Raw genomic sequence first — 17,347 nt, 5'->3', positions numbered from 1 at the left:
CCGGTGTGGCATCGGGCCGCGGTCAGCCCCTGGTGCCGTGCCACGTCAACGCCGCGGCCGCCGACAGCATTGTCGCCGTGGCCGCGAAGACCGCTCCGACACCGCTGACGGCGGCCAGGCCTCCGGCTGCGACCGGGACGATCACCTGGCCGAGCCGGTTGCCGGTCATCCTCAGCGACAACGCAGATCCGCGGTTTCCGGGCGGCACGAGTTGAGCCACCCACGTCATGCTCAGCGGCTGCGCGATGCCCCAGAAGAAGCCGGCCACCACCATCAGTGCCGCGGCCGCCCACGGATCGGTGAACACCGGTAGCGCCGCGACCGGTATCACCGTGGCCGCGGTTCCTGCGACAAGCAAGGCGCGTCGGGGGACCCACCGTAACAGCGGGGTCAGGAACGCTCGCGAGATCATCGAGGCCACGGCGCGACAGGTGAGGATCGCCGTGACGGCGGCGACGGTCCATCCGCGCTCGACGCCCAACAAGGGCAGATAGGCGGCGATCACGTCGATCGCGGTCAGCACCGTGAGGCTGCTGAAGATGGCAGCACGCATACCCGGATCGGCGATCATCGCCCGCGCAGTCCGTGGCGGAACGGCCCCCGGCACCGACCGATCGGCGGTTGCGGTGAGGGATCGGGCACAGCTCACACCGACCGCGATCACCGCGATACCCGCCATCGCGAACAGTGCACCGACCGTGCCGGCCGGGGTCGATGCGACCGCGCCCGCCACCGGCAACCCGACGGCCTGCCCGATTGACACCCACAGGGAGAACGCGCCGAATCGCCGGTCGAAGTCGCCGGGTCGACTACGCCGCGGCACATAGGACTGGGCGGCGACCATCGTCAGCAGATTTCCGACGCCGAGCATGATGCTGCCGACGAGCAGCACCCAGAAGTCGAACGACAGCGCGATTCCGCACACGGACAGAACGGTGAGGACGACCCCGGTGCGCAGAGTCACCGAGAGATGGCGTCCGTCGACGAGTCGGCCGAGGCGGAGGGCGATCATCAGCGGCACGAGCGAGTAGGCGGCGGTCAGGACACCGATTGCCGCTGCGCCGCAACCCAATTCGAGCGCACGGTAGGAGATCAGGACGCGCACCGCCACGAAGACGGCCTGCAGGAGTCCCGCGAGTACGCAGAGCCACCGGAACCACGGCTCCCCGCAGGACTTCATGGCGAACCCGGAAACGTCAGCACGCCCCCACTCTTTCATGGAATGAGAGGAAGTCTCTGAGAGTGGTACCTGATCCCGGGCCTCACCGAGAGAGCTCCCATCGGGTGCCGGCCTCGATGGAGCGGCAGAACACCGCTTGACACCATCCCTCTGGTGTGATCACCATTACAGCATCAGGTGATAGCTACTATCAGAGAATGAGAGCAGACAATGAAAGTTGCCATCCTCGGACTGGGTGAGGCCGGTACCCTCTACTCCGCCGGCTTCCTGTCGGCGGGCTGGGACGTGTCGGGATTCGACCCCGGTGATGTCGCCACCCCGCCTGGCGTCGCGCGGCATGACGTGGTCGCTCACGCAGTTGCCGGCGCCGACCTGGCGCTCAGCCTGGCGAGCGCGTCGGTCGCGGTCCGCGCGGCCACGGATGCGGTGCCGTACCTGCGCGAGGGAGCGGTGTTCGCCGACATGAACTCGGCAGCGGTCGCGATCAAGACCGCCGTCGCCGAGGTCGTCGGACAGCGTGACGACATCGCATTCGCCGACGTCGCGGTGGTCGGCTCGGTGCCCGCCCACGGCGCCCGGACCGCCCTCGTCATCAGCGGTGATGGGTCGGAGGCCGCGACGCGGATGTTCGCCGGGCTGGGCGCGCAGGTCGAGGACATCGCCGGCGCCCCCGGTGACGCCTCCCGCCGCAAACTGCTCCGGAGCAGTTTCATGAAGGGACTCGGTGCTCTCATAGTCGAGTCGACCGACGCCGGGGTCGCCGCGAACGCCGAGGACTGGATGCGGGCCCAGATCGCCGCCGAACTCTCCGGCAACTTCGCCGCGTTGGACCGTCTCAACGACGGCACCCGCAAACATGCTGCTCGACGCTCCGTCGAAGCAACCGCAGCCGTCGAGCTGCTCGACGAACTCGGCGTCTCACCAGTCATGGCCCGGGCCGGTGCCAAGGTCCACCGGGCCCTTGCGGACAAGAATGGACGGTCGGAATCCAGCCTGGCCGAAGCCTATGCTGGACTACCGGTGGCCAATATCGGCGACGCCCGCAATCGGATGGGCATGGTCGATTCCGGAATCCGCGCGATGTGGAAGGGCGCCCGCGTCGTGGGTCGAGCCCGTACCGTCTGGACACGGGCCGGCGACAACAAGGCCCTGCACGCAGCACTCACACGGGTGCAACCCGGCGAGGTGATCGTCATCAACGGTCAAGGTGATCTCAACCGCGCGCTGATGGGCGAGCTCATCGCCGAGCGGGCGCGGTCGCGCGGCTGCGTCGGCATGGTGATCGACGGAGCCGCCCGGGACATCGACACTCTCGAGGAGATCGGGTTCGGAGTATGGGCCCGCGCGGTCAACCCGGCGGGCCCCTACAAGGACGGTCCGGGCCAGATCGACGTGCCCGTGGCGGTCGGCGGTGTGGTCTGCTGCCCCGGCGACCTCGTCGTCGCCGATGATGACGGCGTGATCATCGTGCCTGCTGCCGAGGCCTTCACAAGCCTCGACGGTGGCCGCGCGGTCGAGGCCGACGAAGCGCAACGACGCGCCTCCATCATCGCCGAGCGGTCCGCGTCATGAGTGCCATCTGGGCGCTCGTCGCCTTCATCTCCGCGATCGTCGTCTGGAACGCGGTTCTCAAGCGGAACATCGGCGAGGCCATGATCGTCGGTTTCATCGTGGTCGGCGCTTTCGCCGGACGCGACGCCCCGGCCTACATGTGGCATGGATTCGTGGAGTCCATGCAGGAAGAGGTCACCTTCGCCGGTCTCGCGTTCATCTTCATGAGCTTCATCCTCGCGAAGACGCCCGTGCTCGACCGTCTCATCGACATCCTGAACTCGTTCCTCGGTCGGCTCCCCGGCGGGCCGATCTACACCTCCACGGTGGCCGGCGGCATGTTCGGGGCCATCGCCCACGTCGGGGCATCGGTCACCGCCGCAGTCGGCTCGGTAACGGTGCCCTGGATGAAGCGCTCGGGAGTCAGCCCCGAGTTGTCGGCGACTGTCGTCGCGGGATGTGCGGGGATGGGCGTCACCTTCCCGTTCAGCGCCACGATGTTCATCCTCGTCGGCACGAGCACGGTCAGCGGCCTGATGGAACCTGACGAGATCGTCCTGCCGCTGGCCATCGCGGGACTGTGGTGTCTCGGCTACCGACTCGTGCTGAACTTCTACCTGGTCCGGAAGAACAATCTGCAACCGATCGCGGCCGAGGACCGCATGCCCGCGCGGCGCAGCCTCCGCCTCGGATGGACCTCGTTGCTGCTGTTCGTGCCGATCATCATCCCGCTGCTCTTGACCCGCGGGCCCATCGCCGTGCCGATCGCCGAGTACACCGAACTGGTCATGTCCAAGGCCCTCAGCCTCATCACCTGGATTCCGGTGCTGATGATCCTGCTGGTGCTGTTCCTCGGCCGGCGCCATCTCCCGCACAGCACCAAGGGCTGGTGGAAGGTCCTGGGTGAGGTGGCTCCGCAATTCGGCGTCATCGGCGTCACGATCGTCGCCGCATTCTCCGCGTCGAACGTCCTGGCCAACCTCGGCCTACCTGAGCAGCTCACGACTGTTCTCGAATCCCTCAGCGCCCCGGCCTGGTTGATGGCGATCGTCATCGGGATCATCATCGTCGTCATCGCCATCCCGCTCACCGCCTCGGCCACCATGGCCGCAGTCGGCGGCGTCGCGGTCGCGGCGCTGGTCGGGGTCGGGGTGCCCGCTCCCGTCGCCGCAGCAGCAGTTCTCGTGTTCGCCTCCACCGAAGGCGCGTCGCCTCCGTCGGGCGCACCCATCTACGTCGCCGCCGGAATCGCCCGTGTGGACCCGGCCAAGACCTTCATCCCGCTGCTGAAGTACTACTGCATCCCGATCCTCGGAGTCGGTGTGCTCATCGCACTGGGTCTTCTACCCGTCAGCTGATCGAATCGACAAGGAAAAGCCATGCTCGAGAACACACTCTCCGCGATCTTCCGGGTCAGCGTCGTGACCTTCCTCCTCGGTGGCCTCGCCATCGTTGTGCTCCAGACCGGCGGGCTCATCGCCGGCAGCGGCACATTCGTCGTCGAAGTGGAGGAGCTGCTCGCCCCGTGGGCGTACGGCGCGGCGGGGGTCGCCGGACTGCTCGCCTTCGCGCTGTCCTACTTTCGCTCCCCGGAAGACGACCCCGACGAGGTCACCGTCCGCGAGATGACGTCCGGCGCGGCATCGTGACCGGGTCGGTCTCTTCGGCGCCCGTGGTCGGCAGGACGAGCTCGTACCGCGAACTCCTCGATCGGTCGGACGCACCCGCCGGTTCGAGCTGGGGATTGTTCGACGAGCCCGACCGCGGCACGGCATCCTTCGCGGGGCCCGACGAGGTCGTCGCCGCGGCCGGTTCGGTGACCCGTGGCGCCGTCTTCAGTCTCGACCACCCGCTCGGCGCGTTCGATCCACCCATGTCGCGGTCTCGGTCGGCGCCGACGCACACCATCACCTCCGCGCACAGCGAGTCGCGCGACGACGTCCTGGACGAGTTCTACCTGCAGGCGAGCAGCCATCTCGACGGTCTGCGACACCGCCGTGCGTCGGGGCACGGCTTCTACAACGGCGTGGCCGACGACGCGATCGCTCCCGGCAGCACCCCACTGGGTGTGCAGGCCTGGGCCGACCGCCCCATCGTCGGCCGGGGGTTGTTACTCGACCTCGAAGCACTGTTCGCACAGGAGGGAACTCCCCTGGATCATCGTGTGGGTCCGGCGATCTCGCCGCAGGCACTCGACCGGGCGGTCCAACACCAGAACTGCGCAGTCCGGCCGGGCGATCTGATCCTCATCCACACCGGATGGTGTCAGTGGTATCTGGGGGCCGATCCGGAGGATCAGCGATCGGTGCGGGAGAACCGGCGCGCCACCGGATTCGCTCAAGACCGCGGCCTGCTCGAGTGGCTGTGGGATCACCGGATCGCTCTGTTCGCCACCGACACCTTCGCCGTCGAGGTCCTCCCGGTCCTGCCTTCCAGCCCGTTCCACGAGTCCGCGCCGGAAGACCAGGGGATGATGCATCAGGAGCTCATCGCGAAACTCGGAGTGCCACTTGGGGAACTGTGGAACCTCACTGAAATCGCGGCAGACAGCTGGGCGACCGGCCGCTGGGACGCGATGGTGACCGTGAAGCCACTCGCCCTCACCGGGGGTGTCGGTTCTCCCTGCAACGCGACCGCGCTGCGATAGCACGGTCTCGCAGAATGATAGGTTCTCTTGGCGCAACCCGAGCCAGGAGAGTGAGCATGTCGGCACCGTCCAACAACATGCGGTCGCTCGATCGCGCCTTCGATGTGTTGCACACGTTGCAGGCCGCGACGCAGCCCCTCCGGCTCAGCGAGGTGGCGCGCGGCACGGGACTGCACATCGCGACCGCCCAGCGCATCATCAATGTCCTCGTCGCCCGAGGCTATGCCGCCCGCTCCGGCGACGGATACACCGCGGGGCCGGCGGCGCTCGCTGTCGCTCACGCCTACATGATGACCAACCCGCTCAGCGTTGTGGCCCAACAGGTTCTTCAACAGCTTGCGGCGAACACCCGCTTCACGGCCTCGCTGTTTGTCCGGGTGGAGGACAGTCGCGTGCTGGTGGCGCGCGTCGAGAGCGACGATCCGCTCAGTTACGTGCTCCCGATCGGTGAGCGCCTGCCGCTGCATCTCGGCGGTGCGGGCAAGGTGATACTTGCCGAGCTCGACGAGGACGAGCAACAGCGAATCCTCGGCGACGTGTCGGCCGTGGACCTCGCCGACGGGCGCACCGTCGACCGCACGAGTCTCCTGGAGGAACTCGCGACAATCCGGGCCGACGGCTACGCAACGTCGGTGTCGGAACGCCTCTACGGCATCGCGTCGGTGACCGCCCCCGTCTACGACCCCGACGGCCACCTGGCAGCCGTGCTGGGTATCACCGGACCGGAGAACGCGCTCACACCCGACACCTTGGATCGAATCATCCCCGAGGTACGCCGGGCGGCAACGTCTTTGGGTTCACGACTGCCGCATCACCGGAGCTGAACGCCTTCGCCTTCAGGGTGACGCGAGCGAACGGGCGCGAGGGGCGCACTCACTTCAGCAGCGCGCGGATCGCCTCGATGCTGTCGGCCTGCCCGGGCGTCTTGTCCGGCCGGTAGCGCACCACGCGGGCGAAGCGCAGCGCGACGCCTCCGGGATACCGCGAACTGCGCTGAGCACCGTCGAGTTCGATCTCCACCACGATCTCGGGTCGCAGGTACACGGTGTACGAGTCCCGGTGCGTCTCGTGCTTCGGGAACTCCTCGGTCTGCCAGCGAAGCAGCTCGTCGGTCAGACCCTTGAACGTCTTACCGACCATCACGAGTTCACCCGTCTCGGGATCACGGGCGCCGAGGTGCAGGTTCGACAGCCATCCCGACCGCCGCCCCGAGCCCCACTCGGCGCCGAGCACCACCAGATCGAACGTGTGCGTCGGTTTGACCTTCTGCCACGCCTTTCCGCGGCGGCCGGCCACATACAGGCCGTCGAGCGATTTCACCATCACGCCCTCGTGTCCGTCGGCCATCGCGGCGTCGAAGTGTCGGCGCGCCTCCTCGAGGTCCGGCCGCGTCACCGCGGGGATCCGCAGGTGCGGGGCGATCGAGTCGATCGCCGCGAGCCGCTCGGAGAGGGGGCGGTCGATGAGGTCGGTGCCGTCGAGGTGCAGGCAGTCGAAGAAGAACGGCTTGAGCAGACGTTCGGGTTCGCCGGCGGCGGTCGGACCGGAACCGAAGCGGCTCATCGTGTCCTGGAAGGACCTCGGCCGACCGTCGTCGGACAGCATCAGCGTCTCCCCGTCGAGGATCACCGAGTCGCACGGCAGGGCGGCTATCACCGAGACGAGGTCGGGCACGTTGGACGTCACATCGCGCAGCGTGCGGGTGAACACCGAGATCTCGGTTCCCTTGCGGTGCACCTGGATGCGCGCTCCGTCGAGTTTGTAGTCGACGACGAGGTCGGGTCCGAGGAGAGCCAGCGCGGAGTCGAGGTCCTCGGCGGGTGTCGCGAGCATGGGTTCGACGGCGCGCCCGACCTGCAGGCCGACCCCGGCCAGCGCGTCGGCGCCGAACCGGGCCAGCGCCGCGGTCTCCGGCAGCGAACCGGTCAGCATGTTCGCCCGGCGCACCAGCGTCAGATCCTGCCCGGTGACCTTCGCGATCGCGTCGGTCATGACACCCGCGAGAGCCCCCTGCCTCAACTCGCCGGTGAGCAGTGCGACCAAGAATTTCTGTTCGGCTTCGGTCGACGCCCCGAACAAGGACGCGATGATCTCGCCACGACGTTTCGTCGAACCGGGGCCCGACGCCGACGCGAGTTCACCGAGCGCCGCGTCGACTGCAGCGACCTCCAGCGTCGGCGAATCGGCCGGGGGGGCCATCAGTTTCGACAGCGAACGCCAACCTACGCCGAGCCTGCCCTGCGGTATCTCGCCCGACAGCCAGGCGACGACGATCGGGAGTTCCACATCTGTCGCCGCGGTCAGCGCATCGGCCAGCACCGCCGTCTTACGGGTTCGCGACCGATCGCGAGCGACGTCGGCGGAGGTCTCGACGACATCGATCAGTCTCACGCCGCCCCACCACCTGTCGTACGAGCATTCATCCATTCGACGGTACGCTGCGCGTCCGACAATCCGGCTCGGTGCGTGACGAGTCGTACCGATCACCTCGCGAGCACTTCGGGCGTACTCGATCACCGGGTCGTCGCATCTGGTGACCAGTCACCAAACCGGCCCGAGTATCGCGGAGCGAACCCGAGGTCGCACACAACGTGCGTTCGCACGCGACACGTGCTCGTCTGGACCAGGGAGCGCGCGGTTCGTCAGATCAGGACGCGCACGTGCTGATCAGGTCGGAGACGTTGTGTTCGCCGCACAGCGGTACCGACATCTCCGGCGAGGTCCCGCTCGGGGTCACACGGCCCCAATGGGTGGCACTGCGGCGGCAGTCAGCGATATAGCAGGCGGGCGCTAGGGAGTCGTACACACGGAACACAACGGGTTTCGACGCTCTCCCATTCCCGTCACCAGCGCGCTAAGACCAGGACCGTTGGCGAATCACTGCGAGTACCACTCTTGGCGGCGGCGATATCTCGGGCCCGAAGTCAGCCGCTGGAATCGGATTTCCGGCCGCGAGGCCGCCTTGCAATGACTCAGCAGGTGAGCGTCAGTCGATGGGTGTCATGTCGCCGGGTATCCAGGTGTGGTCGAAGAAGGCTTGGCCTGGTCCGTAGAGGCGCAGGATCACGAAGTAGCCCTTCCCGGGCACCGTCCGCAGCCAGTTGGTGCTGTCGGCACCGGGCGGGGTGTCCGGTCCGAAGTGGATGTCGTGTGAACCGTCGGCGTTCGGTGTGGGTTTGTCCATGGTGTTGATCGAGGGAAACCGTTGGCCGTTGTCGAGGCCCGAGGCGGTCACGTTGTCGTAGATGGCCACTGACCAGAACAACGCAGCCGGTAGGTTGGCTGGTAGGCGAAGCCGGTAGGACTTCGCGCCGTCGAGCCAGTCGCCGTTCGAATCACGAAGCGTGGCTGGGTATTTGGCTCCCTTGTCGACGACGTTGACCACCATGCCCGGAGAGTCGGAGTACGCGGACGTGAAGAATCCCGTGCGCTGCTCGAGGTTGGTGAACGTACCGCTGGACTGGAACTCGGTGTTCTCCCCGGCAAAAGTGTTGATCCACGGCCTGTCTGCGTAGTAAGTACCGCCTGGTTCGAGGGCGAGCAGACTGGTGATCGTCACCTTGCTCAGTTAGAACGCGGTGCGCGCCGCCCGGTCGAGGAGTTCGCGATCACCTGGGCTGGGCTGGAATGGGCGCCCTTTCTCGATGCCGAGTGTGTGCAAGAATCCGCGCATGTCCAGGTCGTAGGGGTCGACGGCTTCGGCCTGGATGAACCGGTCGAGCATGTCGAAATACGCGCCGTCCGACGGGAACAGCAGGTCGACCGGAACGCCCGAAGCATGCGGGAACTGCATCGGCAGGGCGTCACCCTTCGCCTCCAGCGGGTAGATCACGGTGTCCTTGATCCGGGCAACGGCTGCCGTCAGATCGTCGGGATCCTGAAAGAAGGCCCGCCAGAACAGGAACACGTTGTGAGTACGGGAACGGTAGACGAAATCATCCTCGGGTTCGGGTCCGTCGTAGTCCGGCGGCAACAGCACATATGTGCCCCCGGCACCGGCATCCGGGCCGGCCAGACCCACGTCACCTTTCCACGTATGTCCGTCGATGGTCGGTCCGACGATCGGTCGTTGCCAGAAGTCGTCGAACATTCCCTGCACGCCAGGGGGCGCCTCGACCACCAGCGGACCGTACTCATGCAGGTCGAGATAGCCCATCGCATAGACGACGTCGAAGTTCGGAGTGGTCACCAGGGTGGCGGCATCGATCCGTTCCTGCCAGATCGGCAACACGTGATAGCCGGTCCCGAACTGTCGCTCAGAACCCTCCTTCATCGCCCAGATGTTGATGGCCGGAAGCGACCACAGGTAGCTCTGGACCGCGCGCTGGAAAACCAGCTCCGTGCGCAGGGTCTCGATCGTCTCCGAGGTCGGGAATCCGCGGTCGAATTCGGCATCGGCCAGCTCGTCATAACGGCTCATCCACACACCTCTGGTCAGCGGTATCGTCCGCAGCCAGTTAACCAAAGCACCGGCACGGTTGCGCCCGAATCGACCGGCACCGCATGAAGAGTCACGCGGAACCCCCGACCGTGCGTGCCCCGTCCCGCGTCACGTATCTAGGGATCGTTCGTGTCTGGCGGTGTCGCTGGATCGGGTCTCCCACGCGCCTGAGCGGTCAGCGCCTCGGCAACGGTCGGAAAGACCTGCAGCGCACTGTCCGGCGCGGCAGTGCCGATGACGTCCCGGAACTGTCCGACCTCACGGGCAATCGCGAATTGAATACCTCTGCCGGACAGCGCGTCATGGAGTTCGACGAGCATGGACACGGCACTGACGTCGATGAAGGGTGACGTCTCGGCGTCCAGGACGATGGCGCGGGTGTCTCCGGTGGCGAGGTCGGAGATCCGATCGCGGACGGTGTCGGCGTTGGCGAAGAACAATCCCGCTTCGACGCGGATGACCGTCACGCCCTCGACGTGGCGGGGGTCCGCCTCGTCGGTGGTCTCCACCCAGCGGGTTCCGTCCTTGACCACGGTCGCCACGTGCGGCCGCGAGACCCGGTAGAGGAGCAGCAGCATGGACGCGGCGATGCCGATGATCAGGCCGGGCAGGGTGTCGAAGACCAGAACACCGAACAACGCGACGAGGGCGGCGATGAAGTCGGCGCGAGCGGCGCGGCCGTAGATCGTGCCCAATCGGCCCGTCCACACCCGGTACAGGCGCCGCAACGCAGCGAGGTCGACGAGCTCGACCACCGCCGCGATGACCACCGCGGCCAAGGTCGCCTCGGGCAGCTTCTCGAACAGACCGGTCAGGAACATCAGCGTCAGGACAATCAGTACGGCGACGACGAGCCCGCTCGCTTGTGTCTTCGCGCCGGCACCCCCGTTGACAGCTGTCTTCGACAAGCTGCCGTTGACGACCATCCCCGAGCACAAACCGGAGCCGACGTTCGCGGCCCCGAGACCGATGAGCTCACGGTTGGCATCGACGGTGTATCCGGCTCTGGCGGCGTATGTCTTGGCTGCGCCGAGGCCTTCGGCGAAACCGATCAGCACGATCCCGGCCGCGGGTCCCACCAGTTCGAGGTACTGATCCATCGACATCCCGGACGGCAGACCCAGCTCGGGCAGGCCGGGATCGATCTCACCGACGATGTCGACACCGGAGTCATCGAGACCCAACAGCCACACGGCCCCGATACCGCCCAAGACCGCCACCAGTGATCCGGGAACCAGCGGTAGCCACCGCCGGATCGTCAACACCAGGACCAGGCTGGTCACGCCGATGATCGTGGTGCGCCAGTTCCATTCCGACAGATGGGTGAGGAAGGAACCGGCCTGTTCGAAGAAGTTTCCCGAGCCCTTCGGGACGCCGAACAGCTTCGGGACCTGACCGATGATGATGGTCAGCGCGAGCCCGACGATGAATCCCTTGAGGACCGGCTCGGAGATGAACGAGGCGATGAACCCCATCCGCAGGACGCCCGCGAGAAGCGCGGCCAGCCCGGCCGTGATCGACAGTGCGACCGTGGTGGCGAGAAAGAGTTGCGTATCGTCTCCGGCGATCGGGCCCACGGTCGCCGCGGACAACGCAGCGGTCGCCGACATCGGCCCGACCACCAGATGACGTGAGCTGCCGGCGGCGGCGTAGAGCACCAGCGCCGGGACAGCGGCATACAGACCCACCACCGCCGGCACACCGGCGATGGTCGCGTACGCCAGGGCCTCGGGTACCAGGACCGCCCACACCGTCAGCCCGGCAACCACGTCGGGGCGCAGGTAGGCCATCCGATAGTCGTGCAGGGAACTGAACACCGCTCCCGTCGGACGCCGCGCTGTCATCGTCCGGGGTCAGTCCGCGACGACGGCGCCGACCTCCGAGCCGAACCACTCACAGACCAACCTCCGCCACCGATCGTGCCCGGATCATCCACCGCCCCGGATGCGCACGGCATCCACGGCCAGTGTGCCGCAACGCGGCGCATCCGACAGCGATACGCCTTCCAAGCCCGCCGCGGGCGCGGCTCAGACCTCCGTGAGGTCGACGGTCTTGGTCTCCTTGACGCTGAGCAGCGCGATCATGGTGGCGCAGGCGGCGATGGCGAGGTAGACACCCACCCAGCCGACGCCGTAGTCCGCGACGATCCACGTGGCGATGAACGGGGCCACGGCGGCGCCGAGGATCGATGCGACGTTGTAGGCGATCCCCGAGCCGGTATAGCGCACGTTGGTCGGGAACAGCTCGGGCAGGATGGCGCTCATCGGCCCGAAGGTGAGACCCATCAGCGTCATTCCGAGGATCAGGAAGAACAGCATCATGCCGTCGGTCATCGACGACGGGTCGAGCAGCCACTGGAAGCAGAGGCCGAACACGATGATCGCCGCGGTGATCACGATGAGGAAGGCGCGACGGCCGTACCGGTCGGCGAGACGCCCCGAGATCGGCACGCAGGCGGCGAAGAAGAGGACCGCGACGAGCTGTAGCTGAAGGAAGTCGACGTAGCTGATCGAGAGCTTCACGCCTGACTCGTCGGTCACCTTGCCGGTGCCGTAGGAGATCACCCAGGTGGTCACGATGTAGAACAGCGTGTAGGTCGCGACCATGATGAACGTGCCGGCGATGAGCGGGCGCCAGCTGGTCTTCACGACCTCGGCCAGCGGAGCCTTGACCTTCTTGCCGTCGGCGACGGCCTTGGCGAAGACCGGCGTCTCGGTGAGCTTCAATCGGACGTACAGCCCGACCGCCACCATGATGGCGCTGGCCAGGAACGGGATTCGCCAGCCCCAGGTCATGAACGCATGGTCGGAGCCGGAGGACGAGGCGTCGAAGTCGAGCCCGAGCATCAGCAGCAAGAAGGTGCCGTTGGCGAAGAAGAAGCCGATCGGTGCGCCGAGCTGCGGCCACATGGCCGCCCACGCGCGTTTGCCCTTCTCCGCGGTCTCCGTCGCGAGAAGCGCTGCGCCAGACCATTCTCCGCCGAGGCCGAGACCCTGGCAGAAGCGCATGAGCGCCAGCAGCGCGGGCGCGAGGTAGCCGACGGAGTCGTAGGTGGGCAGAAGTCCGATCACGAAGGTCGCGATTCCCATGGTGAGCAGCGAGCCGACGAGCGTCGCCTTACGCCCGACCCGATCTCCGAAGTGGCCGAACAGGATCGAGCCGATGGGCCGCGCCACGAACGCGAGGCCGAAGGTCGCGAACGACGACAGCAGCGCCGCGGTGTCGTCGCCCTTGGGGAAGAACAGGACTGGAAAGACCAGGACCGCGGCCGTCGCATAGATGTAGAAGTCGAAGAACTCGATGCTCGTCCCGATCATGGACGCGACCACGATGCGGCTACGGGGTACCGGCGCCTGATCGGGGTGGTCGATGTTGCGGACCGCGGAATCGCTCATTCGCGCGACGTTACGCCTGCGGATCGGCGCCCGAGCTCCGACCCCTGAGAAAATCCTGAGCGCCGTCCCTGGACAATCCGGGGAGCTGTCGGGTCTCCAGATTCACTACTTTTGCCCCCGCCGTGCGTGGTGCCCACACACGGCTAGCAAGTTCTCGGCGCGGTGCTTCAGCGCAGTGCGGCTGCGACCTGGTCTGCCATCGCCTGCTGGCCTCGTGTGTTGGCGTGCATCGCCGGGAAGCTGACCGCACCCAACGTCGGTTCGACCCATCGCTGATCGCCCGCGCAGGCATGGTGGCCGGCGGAGACCTTGGTCATGTCGACGTAGGTCGCATCCGTGGCCGCAGCGGCGCGGCGCATGGCGTCGTCGAGGGCGGCGAAGACCCGGTGCAGGAATCCGATATCTCCGGGCGCGGTGAGCAACGACGCCGAGCAGAGCGCAGTGCCCCTGGCCGGGAAGATCTGCGGATAGCCGACGAGGAGGACGCGGGCGCGCGGCGCGGCGCGGTCGATGCGGCGCAACGCGTTCACGAGGTCGGGATAGGTCGAGGTGTTGATCTTGTCGACCAACGAGGTGCCGAACTCGTCGCGGCACGGGGTGGCCGACAACGGCGCGGACAGCCAGGCCTGCTGGCAGGCCGAGGTCGAGTCGTTGAACAGCCCGTTGTTGTTCGCGCCGATCGTCATGGTGACCAAGCGGGTGGCCGGCCCCAACGCGCTGATCTGCGGTCCCTGCCACCGGTATTGCGACTTGGTCAGATTCTCGGTCGTCGCGCCCGCGCAACTGACGTCGGCGACCGGGGTGCCGCGTCGCTTGGCAACGAGGCTGGAGTAGTTGACCAGCGAGTTCGAGCAGAAGGTTGCCGCACTCGTCGCCTGGGGGAACACCGATGCGCCCGCGCTGTAGCTGTCGCCGAGATTCACGTACGGATACCCGTCCGCTGCCTGGGCCCCACCGGCCTGGACGAGTCCGCCGACGAGCGCGACGGCAGTGGCCGCCGCGGTCAGCGCGGTTCGGATGCCGAGGCGTCGGCGCGGTCCGCGGCGGTACGGCAAGGGCATTCCGAACTCCGGATCATGGTGCTCAAGTTACTGATGTTGTTATTGAGACTAACACTCGCCTCCCGACAATCCCGCGTCCGGCGTGCGCATCAACGGGAACAGTCCGATCAAGAACCCGCAACACTTCGTCACTGACGACGAAACCCGTTGCATCACAGATGCACTTACCAGGCGTCCTGGTGTGCGAACTCAGCAGTTGTCGCGTGCCGCGAGTCGCGGTACGCCGTCACGCCGAGGTGGGATGCCGCGATCACGATGGCGGCCACCGTCATGGGGGCGCCGCCGACCATCAGCAGCCCCCAGAAGCCGGTCCAGTGCGCCACCCCGTAGACGGTCACACCCGCCAGCGCCGCTATCGCGAGCCACGACACCCACCAGCGCATCACCAGCGCGGCGACAACAGGTGCGGCACTCAGCAAGACACCGACAGTCACCGGCGGCCATGCGCCGTACACGAACCACACCGGGTCATCACACGTGGCGTCTGCGCGAACACCAGGCTCGTCCAGTTCGCCGATCTTGCCGCACGACATCGACGACCACCCAGCAGGTTCGAACGCGTTCCACACCGCGAACGCGACGCCGAGCACTCCCAAGACCACCCAGGCCGCCCGCACCCACTTCATGGCCGCACGCTACCCGCACACGACGACTCACAGATCCTGGTGCCGCCTTCACGCAGTCTCCGGTCAGCTACCCCGCTTGATCCACTCCTCCAGGTGAGGGGCCTCGGTGCCGACGGTCGTGCCGTCGCCGTGGCCGGTGTAGACCTTCGTCTCGGGGTCGAGGGTGAAGATCTTCTCGGTGATCGAGGCGATGATCGTGGGGAAGCTCGAGTACGAGCGACCCGTCGCGCCCGGCCCGCCCTGGAACAGGGTGTCGCCGGAGAACAGCACCTTCGCCTCGGGCAGATGGATCACCGACGAGCCCGGCGAATGGCCCGGGGTGTTGATGATCGTCAGCTCGGTACCGGCGACACCGATCTTCTGGCCGTCCTCGAGGTCTTGGTGCGCGACATCGGGATGGGTGTCGTTCCAGAGCATGTCGTCGCCGGGATGCAGCAGGATCGGCGCGCCGGTGGCCTGCGACAGTTCCGGGGCAACGGTCACGTGGTCGTTGTGGCCGTGCGTGAGCACGATCGCCTTCACCGTGCGGTTGCCGACGCCGTCGAGGATCGGCTTCGCCGAGTGCGCGGCGTCGATGATGATCACCTCGTCGTCGTTGCCGACGAGCCACACGTTGTTGTCGACGTCCCAGGTTCCGCCGTCGAGACTGAAGGTGCCCGAGGTGACGACGTTGTCGATGCGCAGATCCGACATCAGAGTTCCACCACCGAACGCAGCACCTTGCCGGCCTCCATCGCCGAGAACGCCGCTTCGACGTCGTCGATGCCGATGCGTTCGGTGACGAACTTGTCCAGCGGCAGGCGGCCCTGTTCGTAGAGGTCGATGAGCATCGGGAAGTCACGCTCGGGCAAGCAGTCGCCGTACCACGACGACTTGAGCGCACCGCCGCGGGAGAAGAAGTCCACGAGCGGCATCTCCAGCGTCATCTCCGGGGTCGGCACACCGACGAGCACGACGACGCCGGCGAGGTCGCGGGCGTAGAAGGCCTGCTTGTAGGTCTCCGGGCGGCCGACCGCGTCGATGACGACGTCGGCGCCGTTGCCGTCGGTCAGTTCCTGCACCGCCGCGATCACGTCGTCGACCTTCGAGCCGTCGATGGTGTGGGTGGCACCGAGGTCTTTCGCCCACTCGAGCTTCGAGGCGTCGCGGTCGATCGCGATGATGGTCGTCGCGCCGGCCAGGCGGGCACCCGCGATCGCGGCGTCACCGACACCACCGCAGCCGATGACAGCGACCGAGTCGCCACGACCGACGTTGCCGGTGTTCATCGCCGCGCCGATACCGGCCATCACACCGCAGCCGAGCAGCCCGGCCACGGCCGGGTCGGTGTCGGGATTGACCTTGGTGCACTGCAATTCGTGAATGAGGGTCTTCTCGGCGAACGCGCCGATACCCAGCGCCGGGGTCAGTTCGGTGCCGTCGGTCAGGGTCATCGGGACGCTGGCGTTGAAGGTGTCAAAGCAGTACCACGGGCGTCCGCGCTTACAGGCGCGACACTGCCCGCACACCGCACGCCAGTTCAGGACGACGAAGTCCCCGACCTCCACATGGGTGACGTCGGAACCGACCGACTCGACCACACCCGCGGCCTCGTGGCCGAGCAGGAACGAATACTCGTCGTTGATGCCGCCCTCGCGGTAGGCCAGGTCCGTGTGGCAGACACCGCATGCCTTGATCGCCACGACCACATCGCGTGCGCCCGGGTCCGGGATCACCACGTCCACGACCTCCGTCGGCGCCTTCTTGCTGCGCGAGATGACTCCCTTGACTGTCTGCGACATGCGCTCTTCCTTCCGCAACTGCGTTGTTCGGGGTACGTGTGCGACGTGTGTCCGCGGGCGAAGCGACGCACCGCGGCATCGCCGGAACACATCGTCACAACCTTATCCGTAGGTCGATCGTCGGTCCACTGGGAGTGGACAACGTCCACTATTGATAGTCAGTCGTGTCGCACGGCCCAGGTTTGTTTCGCGCCGCGGGCGCGCGGGCACACCGAAGAGGAACCACCACTCACGTTCGATCACGAGGAGGTCGACCATGGCACAGAACAAGAAGGACCCCGGACCCTCGGTCAAGGACGACGAACTCTACGAGAAGCTGCGCGACGAGGGAAACTCGAAGGAGAAGTCCGCGCGCATCGCCAACGCCGCCGCCAACAGCTCTCGCTCGGACGTCGGCAAGAGCGGCGGGAAGTCCGGCTCCTACGAGGACTGGACCGTCGACGAGCTCAAGAAGCGCGCCAAGGAACTCGACCTGTCCGGCTACTCGGATCTGAAGAAGGACGAGCTCATCGAGAAGTTGCGGGATCACTGAACCGGGACGAACCGGTCCGACAACACCGAAGCCGCCGACCCTGAGGGATCGGCGGCTTCGGCGTGTTGTGGGACGGTGCCGGTCAGTGCGCCTCTCGGCAAACAGGCCGCTCGAAGCGGCAAAAGGGTGGGAC

16 protein-coding genes are annotated in these 17,347 nt (G+C 66.8%); 6 read left to right on the top strand and 10 right to left on the bottom strand.

Going from position 1 to position 17,347, the window contains the following annotated elements:
• Window positions 1-22: 22 nt before the first annotated feature.
• Window positions 23-1,219, bottom strand: coding sequence for an MFS transporter (locus AC3B6C_RS08045; RefSeq protein WP_488375614.1), 1,197 nt, complete (start codon window positions 1,217-1,219; stop codon window positions 23-25).
• A 171-nt stretch (window positions 1,220-1,390) separates the two neighbouring features.
• On the opposite strand from AC3B6C_RS08045, the gene AC3B6C_RS08040 reads away from it, so the two are divergent.
• Genes AC3B6C_RS08040 through AC3B6C_RS08020 form a run of 5 tightly spaced genes read left to right on the top strand, consistent with a single transcriptional unit; the run spans window position 1,391 to window position 6,202 of the window.
• On the top strand, window positions 1,391-2,752 hold the full coding sequence (locus AC3B6C_RS08040; RefSeq protein WP_488375613.1) for an RraA family protein: 1,362 nt from the start codon (window positions 1,391-1,393) through the stop codon (window positions 2,750-2,752).
• A complete protein-coding gene (locus AC3B6C_RS08035; RefSeq protein WP_488375612.1) occupies window positions 2,749-4,089 on the top strand; it encodes a TRAP transporter large permease subunit in 1,341 nt (446 codons plus the stop codon). Before AC3B6C_RS08040 ends, AC3B6C_RS08035 begins: the two co-directional genes overlap by 4 nt.
• 21 nt (window positions 4,090-4,110) lie before the next feature.
• The gene (locus AC3B6C_RS08030; RefSeq protein ID WP_488375611.1) at window positions 4,111-4,380 is read left to right on the top strand and encodes a hypothetical protein; all 270 of its coding nucleotides are present in this window, start codon (window positions 4,111-4,113) and stop codon (window positions 4,378-4,380) included.
• A gap of 23 nt (window positions 4,381-4,403) precedes the next feature.
• On the top strand, window positions 4,404-5,378 hold the full coding sequence (locus AC3B6C_RS08025; RefSeq protein WP_488375610.1) for a cyclase family protein: 975 nt from the start codon (window positions 4,404-4,406) through the stop codon (window positions 5,376-5,378).
• 56 nt (window positions 5,379-5,434) lie between these two features.
• Window positions 5,435-6,202, top strand: coding sequence for an IclR family transcriptional regulator (locus AC3B6C_RS08020; RefSeq protein ID WP_488375609.1), 768 nt, complete (start codon window positions 5,435-5,437; stop codon window positions 6,200-6,202).
• 49 nt (window positions 6,203-6,251) lie between these two features.
• Here AC3B6C_RS08020 and AC3B6C_RS08015 read toward each other — a convergent pair whose 3' ends face one another.
• From AC3B6C_RS08015 to AC3B6C_RS07975, 9 genes are all read right to left on the bottom strand, one after another.
• Window positions 6,252-7,769: an ATP-dependent DNA ligase gene (locus tag AC3B6C_RS08015; RefSeq protein ID WP_488375608.1), complete on the bottom strand. Its 1,518-nt coding sequence runs from the start codon at window positions 7,767-7,769 to the stop codon at window positions 6,252-6,254.
• A 595-nt stretch (window positions 7,770-8,364) separates the two neighbouring features.
• Window positions 8,365-8,937 carry a DUF1214 domain-containing protein gene (locus AC3B6C_RS08010; RefSeq protein ID WP_488375607.1) on the bottom strand — a complete coding sequence of 191 codons (573 nt, stop codon included), beginning with the start codon at window positions 8,935-8,937 and terminating at the stop codon, window positions 8,365-8,367.
• 9 nt (window positions 8,938-8,946) lie between these two features.
• Entirely contained in the window at window positions 8,947-9,798 is an 852-nt protein-coding gene (locus AC3B6C_RS08005) for a DUF1254 domain-containing protein (RefSeq protein WP_488375606.1), read from the bottom strand.
• Between the two features lie 137 nt (window positions 9,799-9,935).
• Window positions 9,936-11,663: a SulP family inorganic anion transporter gene (locus tag AC3B6C_RS08000; RefSeq protein ID WP_488375604.1), complete on the bottom strand. Its 1,728-nt coding sequence runs from the start codon at window positions 11,661-11,663 to the stop codon at window positions 9,936-9,938.
• Between the two features lie 183 nt (window positions 11,664-11,846).
• A complete protein-coding gene (locus AC3B6C_RS07995) occupies window positions 11,847-13,214 on the bottom strand; it encodes an MFS transporter (protein ID WP_055477182.1) in 1,368 nt (455 codons plus the stop codon).
• 167 nt (window positions 13,215-13,381) lie between these two features.
• Window positions 13,382-14,275 carry an SGNH/GDSL hydrolase family protein gene (locus AC3B6C_RS07990; RefSeq protein WP_488375603.1) on the bottom strand — a complete coding sequence of 298 codons (894 nt, stop codon included), beginning with the start codon at window positions 14,273-14,275 and terminating at the stop codon, window positions 13,382-13,384.
• A gap of 164 nt (window positions 14,276-14,439) precedes the next feature.
• Window positions 14,440-14,901: a hypothetical protein gene (locus AC3B6C_RS07985; protein WP_488375602.1), complete on the bottom strand. Its 462-nt coding sequence runs from the start codon at window positions 14,899-14,901 to the stop codon at window positions 14,440-14,442.
• Between the two features lie 63 nt (window positions 14,902-14,964).
• Window positions 14,965-15,594 carry an MBL fold metallo-hydrolase gene (locus AC3B6C_RS07980; protein ID WP_055477179.1) on the bottom strand — a complete coding sequence of 210 codons (630 nt, stop codon included), beginning with the start codon at window positions 15,592-15,594 and terminating at the stop codon, window positions 14,965-14,967.
• On the bottom strand, window positions 15,594-16,682 hold the full coding sequence (locus tag AC3B6C_RS07975) for an S-(hydroxymethyl)mycothiol dehydrogenase (protein ID WP_488375601.1): 1,089 nt from the start codon (window positions 16,680-16,682) through the stop codon (window positions 15,594-15,596). The genes AC3B6C_RS07980 and AC3B6C_RS07975 overlap by 1 nt, the downstream gene beginning before the upstream one ends.
• A gap of 256 nt (window positions 16,683-16,938) precedes the next feature.
• Between AC3B6C_RS07975 and AC3B6C_RS07970 the strand changes: the two genes are divergently transcribed.
• Window positions 16,939-17,214, top strand: a complete 276-nt coding sequence (locus tag AC3B6C_RS07970) for a DUF7218 family protein (protein ID WP_010844697.1) — start codon at window positions 16,939-16,941, stop codon at window positions 17,212-17,214.
• Window positions 17,215-17,347: the final 133 nt, after the last annotated feature.

The organism is Gordonia sp. 11cp (assembly GCF_057767225.1).
Note: the sequence above shows the minus strand (reverse complement) of the source record. Positions and strands in the feature narration are given on the sequence as shown.